Genomic DNA, 5,295 nt, shown 5'->3' on the forward strand with positions numbered 1-5,295 from the left:
GTTCGGGCCGTTGGCCCGAAGCCAACGGCCAGCGCCCGCCCCGCCATTGGCGGGCGCTTTCGCACCCGCCGGGGCAGGCTCTGGCCTCTGTTGCCTAAGCTGAACCGGATTTGCGGACAGGTTCCACATCGGGCGGGGAAACGCGGTGCGTTTCCTGTTCCGCCCGAAGCCAACCCGATCTCAAAACGCCAGCGCCTTGGCGGTAGCGGCTTCCAGCGCCGCCGCCACGGCATCTGAAAACCCCGCCGCCGCCGCTGCATCCAGCCCGGCGGCCGTGATGCCGCGATAGCCATGATAGGTGTCCAGCAGCGCCTCGGCCTGCGCGATACCGCCCGCAAACAGCGCAGGCGAGCCGCAGACCACGGATCGCACCGCATTCCATGCCACATCCGCTGGCAATCCCTGCGCCAGCGCGTGCCGATACATCGCCTGAGCCATCAGTGCCGGATAGGCCGCGCCGGAGCCGGACAGCGCCGAGAGATAGGCCAGCGCCGCCTCATCCGCCACCCGGTCCACCTGCCCAAGCGCAGCCAGCACGCCCGCCTCGCCCGTGCCGCACCAGGGCACATGCGCCGTCCCCTCGGATGCGCCGCCGCCCGGCATGGCCCGCGCAATCCGCGCCGCCGGGAAATCGCGCGCCAGATCCTCCAGCGAGACCCCGGCCATGAAGGAAATCACTTGGCCCCCAAAGGGCAAGGGTGCCGACACCCGGTAATCCTCGGGGCGGACCGACAGCACCAGCACATCGCAAGCCGCCGCCATCGCCGCCAGATCCGCGGCCCAGATCACCCCCGGCCAGGCGTCAAAATCCGCCACCGGCCCGCGCCGGTTCAACACCAGCAGATCGCCCGGCGGATGCCCCGCCTTCAGCAGATTGCGCGCCAAGGCCCCGCCCAGCCAGCCGGTTGCCCCCAGAATGCCGATCTTCATCTTCAATACCACATATCCGCGACCGCCGATTTGCGCCGGGTCACGAACTCCCGCAGCGCCTCATCGGTGCCTGCATCCAGCGCTGGCGCCTCATACTCCGCCAGCCGCTTTTTCCACAGCCTGTTCGCCCGCGTGGCCGCATCGACCGAACCATTGGCCTCCCATTTCTCGAAGGGTTCGTTATCGGCCAGCTCACTGTCCCAAAACGCGGTTTCATAATGCTTCATCGTATGGGCGCAGCCGAAGAAATGGTTGCCGGGGCCCACTTCGGCAAAGGCATTCACCGCCAGCTGGTCATCATCCACCTGCACGCCTTTCAGATAGGAATGCAGCGCGCCGCAGAGGTCGGCATCCAGCATGAACTTCTCGTAAGACATCGACAGCAGCCCATCGAGGAAGCCCGCCGAATGCAGCACGAAATTCGCGCCGCAATGCACAGCGGCCAGCATCGACATCGTGCCCTCGGTCATCGCCTGCGCATCGGGCAGTTTCGAGGTGGTGAAATTGCCCGAACAGCGCAAAGGCAGGTTCAGCCGCCGCGCCAATTGCCCGATCACCATGGAGCCGATCGCCGGTTCCGGCGTGCCGAAGGTCGGGCTGCCCGAGCGCAGCGACATCGAGGACAGGAAATTGCCAAACACCACCGGCGCGCCGGGGCGCTCCAGCTGCGTCAGTGCGCAACCGGCCAGCGTTTCGGCCAGCGATTGCGCAATGGCGCCCGCGCTGGTGACCGGCCCCATGGCGCCGCCCAGAATGAAGGGCACCAGCACCGTGCCCTGGCCTGCGCGGGCATATTCGCGCATGCCATTGGTCATGGTGCCATCCCAGACCAGCGGCGAGTTCACGTTGAAATTGCCCATGATGACACAGTTTTGCGCCGCAAATTCGGTGCCGAACAGGATACGCGCCATCTCCACGCTGTCTGCCGCGCGCTCTGCCGCCGTCACCGAGCCGAGGAACGCCCGGTCGGAATAGCGGATATGGGCATAGATCATGTCCAGATGGCGCTTGTTCACCGCCACATCGGTCGGCTCGCAAATCGTGCCGCCAGAGTGGTGAAACCATGGCGAGGCCTGCGCCAGTTTGATGAAATTCTCGAAATCCTCCAGCGTGCCAAAGCGGCGGCCCCGGTCCAGATCCATCACGAAGGGGCTGCCATAGGCCGGGGCAAAGACCACGTTCTTGCCGCCGATCTCCACATTATTGGCCGGGTTGCGGGCGTGCTGGGTGAAGACGGGCGGCGCGGTGCGGGCGATCTCGCGCAGCATGCCGGGTTCAAAAGTGACCAGCGTGCCCCGCACCTTGGCCCCGGCCCGCGCCCAGAGGGCCAGCGCCTCCGGGTCGTCGCGGAACTCGATCCCGGTTTCGGCCAGAATGCGGTCGGCGGCGGCCTCGATCTTTTGCAGGTTCTCCTCGCCCATCACATCATAGGTGGGGATGCCGCGCTGGATATAGGCGCAGCCAAGACCCGCGCGCGGGCCGCTGCGATCCTGCCTTCGGGCATCGCGTCCCCCGCGTTTGCGGGGGGCGGTATCGGGGGCGGCGTCTTCCATCATCTCACCTGCAAGGCCATGCTTTGCGACCAGATTAGCGGCTTTCGCGACAATGTGGCCTGTAGAAAGACGCGCGAAATTCATAACCTGAGGTTATGAATTGGCCATGATTGCGGTGGCGCGGATTTCCCGGCAGAAAGAAGCCGGACAGTGCAAGGACAGAACGTGACCCCCGCCTTCCCGCCTTTGCCATGGTTGACCGGGCTTGTGGCCCTGCCCTGCGCCGAGGGGCGGTTGCTGCATGCCCGCTTTGACCCGGAGGGGTTCGAGCCAAGCCTGTTCGCCGCCTTGGGCGTGGCTCTGCCCGACAGCCTGCACAGCGCCTTGCCCAAGCGGCAGGCTGAGTTTCTGGCCGGGCGGGCTTTGGCAAGGCTGGCGCTTTTGCAATCGGGGGCCACGCAAACCCATATCCCCATCGGCTCGGATCGCGCGCCGGTTTGGCCACCCGGCTTTTCCGGTTCCCTCAGCCATGCGCGCGGCCATGCCGCCTGTCTGGTGCGGCAGGGGCCCGCGCTGGTGGGGGCGGATGTGGAAACCCTGTTGCAGGGCAATGCCTTGCGCGCGGTGCGGCAGCTCAGCTGCACCGCATCGGACCGGGCGCTGATCGACGCCGCAGGGTGGCCCGAGGGCGCGCTGGAAACGCTGGTGTTCTCCGCCAAGGAAACGCTGTTCAAATTGCTTTACCCCGTGGTGCGCCGCCATTTCGGCTTTGCGGCGGCGCGGCTGGTGGCGCCGCCAGAGGCCGGGCTGATCACGCTGGCGCTGACCGAAACGCTGCATCCCGATCTGCCGCAGGGGCGCCCCTTTGCCCTGCACTTCCGGCTGTGCGAGGATCACGTCCTCAGCTGGGCCACGCTGCCCGCAACATCAGCCTTTGCAAAACCCGCCGGATCGGGTTGAAGCTGTGCGGGGCCAGTGGGAGTGTGCTTGATGTCTGACCAGTGTTTCACCGAATGCCTGCCCTCGGGGCCAGACCCTATCCGCGCCTGGGGGCGGCAGGCGATCGAGCAATTGCTGGGCGATGCGCGGCGCTCGGCCGATACCCATATGATCAAGCCGGTCTTTGCCGGGCTGCGCGACATTCCGATCTATTTCAAGGATGAAAGCACCCATCCGACCGGCAGCCTGAAGCATCGGCTGGCGCGCTCGCTGTTTCTCTATGGCATCTGCAATGGCAGGATTGGGCCGACCACCACGCTGGTCGAGGCTTCCTCCGGTTCGACCGCCGTGTCCGAGGCCTATTTCGCGCATCTTCTGGGGCTGAAATTCGTGGCGGTCATGCCGCGTTCGACCAGCCATCAGAAGGTCGCCGCCATCCGGCAATTCGGCGGGGAGTGTCATTTTGTCGACCGCGCCGCCGAGGTTTACGCTGTGGCCGAGCAGGTGGCGCGCGACTGTGGCGGGCATTATCTGGATCAGTTCACCAATGCCGAGCGCGCGACCGACTGGCGCGGCAATAACAACATTGCGCAAAGCATGTTCGCCCAGATGGAGGCCGAGGCCGACCCGGTGCCCGATTGGGTGGTGATGAGCGCGGGCACCGGCGGCACTTCGGCCACCATCGGGCGCTATATCCGCTATCGCAATCTGGCGACCCGGCTGTGCGTGGTGGATGTGGAGGGCTCGGCCTTTTACGACGCGTGGCGTAGCGGCGATCTGGCCGTGACCGCGCCGGGCAGCCGGATCGAGGGGATCGGGCGGCCGAGGGTGGAGCCCTCCTTCATCCCGGGCGTGATCGACCATATGATCCGCGTGCCCGATGCGGCGTCATTCGCGGCGGCGCGGGTGCTGTCAGAGCGGCTGTTCCGCCGGGTCGGCGGCTCGACCGGCACCAATTTCTACGGCCTGCTGTCCATCGCCGCCCAGATGCGGCGCGAGGGGCGGCGCGGCGCGCTGGTCACGCTGATCTGCGACAGCGGCGACCGCTATGCCGAGACCTGTTTCAACGATGACTGGCTGGCGGGGCAGGGCATCGACATCGCGCCATGGCGCGCCCGGATCGAGGCCTTTCTGGACAGCGGCGAGGCCCTGCCGGTGCCCGCCCGATGACGATCACCGCCTTCACCTGCATGCGCAACGAGGGGCCGTTCCTGCTGGAATGGCTGGCCTGGTTGCGGCTGATCGGGGTGGGCGAGGTCATCGTGTTCTCCAATGATTGCGAGGATGGCACTGATGCGTTGCTGGATGCGCTCGCCGCGCAAGGCGCGCTGCGCCACATCCGGCAGGAGCGGCAGGCCGGGCGCAGCCTGCAATGGCAGGCCTTGCAGCAGGTCACCAAGCAGCGCCTGCTGGCCGGGGCCGATTGGGCGCTGTTCTGCGATGTGGACGAGTTTCCGCTGATCCATGCGGGCGCGGGGCGGCTGCCCGATCTGATCGCGGCCTTGCCAGCGGATACGGCGGCGGTGACGCTGCCGTGGCGGCTGTTCGGGGCCAATGGACAGGTGCAGTTCCGCGATGCGCCGATCACGGCGCAATTCACCCGTTCCGCCCCGCCCAACCTTTATCACCCCGTCGCCGGGCGCTTTTTCAAGACGCTGTTCCGCCCCGACGCCTTCCTGAAACCCGGCGTGCATCGCCCCAAGCGCCACCCCGATGCCGCCCTGCCGCTTTGGGCCGATGGCGCGGGCCAGTCCCTGCCGCCCGCCTTTGCCGAACGCGACGGGCAATTGGTGCTGCCCGCCATGCAGGTCGCCCGCGATCTGGTCGAGCTGCACCATTACTCGCTGCGCTCTGTCGAGAGCTTTCTGGTGAAATCGGAACGCGGGCTGGCGAACAGCCGGGTGAAGCAGATCGACCTGAGCTATTGGGTGGA

5 protein-coding genes are annotated in these 5,295 nt (G+C 66.6%); 3 read left to right on the plus strand and 2 right to left on the minus strand.

Annotated elements, in window-relative coordinates:
- Positions 1-180: 180 nt before the first annotated feature.
- Both JNN06_RS08650 and JNN06_RS08655 read right to left on the minus strand, forming a co-directional pair.
- On the minus strand, positions 181-930 hold the full coding sequence (locus JNN06_RS08650) for a pyrroline-5-carboxylate reductase dimerization domain-containing protein (RefSeq protein ID WP_291239188.1): 750 nt from the start codon (positions 928-930) through the stop codon (positions 181-183).
- A 2-nt stretch (positions 931-932) separates the two neighbouring features.
- On the minus strand, positions 933-2,483 hold the full coding sequence (locus JNN06_RS08655) for a trimethylamine methyltransferase family protein (protein WP_291239184.1): 1,551 nt from the start codon (positions 2,481-2,483) through the stop codon (positions 933-935).
- 165 nt (positions 2,484-2,648) lie between these two features.
- Between JNN06_RS08655 and JNN06_RS08660 the strand changes: the two genes are divergently transcribed.
- From JNN06_RS08660 to JNN06_RS08670, 3 genes are all read left to right on the plus strand, one after another.
- Positions 2,649-3,383 carry a 4'-phosphopantetheinyl transferase superfamily protein gene (locus JNN06_RS08660; protein ID WP_291239185.1) on the plus strand — a complete coding sequence of 245 codons (735 nt, stop codon included), beginning with the start codon at positions 2,649-2,651 and terminating at the stop codon, positions 3,381-3,383.
- A gap of 30 nt (positions 3,384-3,413) precedes the next feature.
- Positions 3,414-4,532: a PLP-dependent cysteine synthase family protein gene (locus JNN06_RS08665; RefSeq protein WP_291239186.1), complete on the plus strand. Its 1,119-nt coding sequence runs from the start codon at positions 3,414-3,416 to the stop codon at positions 4,530-4,532.
- Positions 4,529-5,295, plus strand: a 767-nt coding sequence (locus JNN06_RS08670; RefSeq protein ID WP_291239187.1) for a glycosyltransferase family 2 protein, incomplete at its 3' end; no start/stop codon positions are given. The genes JNN06_RS08665 and JNN06_RS08670, both read left to right, overlap by 4 nt.

Source organism: Gemmobacter sp., assembly GCF_016792925.1.
Lineage (GTDB): Bacteria > Pseudomonadota > Alphaproteobacteria > Rhodobacterales > Rhodobacteraceae > Gemmobacter.

Bases quoted from the DNA above. Each gene is read 5' to 3' on its own strand.
- JNN06_RS08650 (WP_291239188.1), bottom strand. From the start codon at position 930: ATGAAGATCGGCATTCTGGGGGCAACCGGCTGGCTGGGCGGGGCCTTG.
- JNN06_RS08655 (WP_291239184.1), bottom strand. From the start codon at position 2,483: ATGGAAGACGCCGCCCCCGATACCGCCCCCCGCAAACGCGGGGGACGC.
- JNN06_RS08665 (WP_291239186.1), top strand. From the start codon at position 3,414: ATGTCTGACCAGTGTTTCACCGAATGCCTGCCCTCGGGGCCAGACCCT.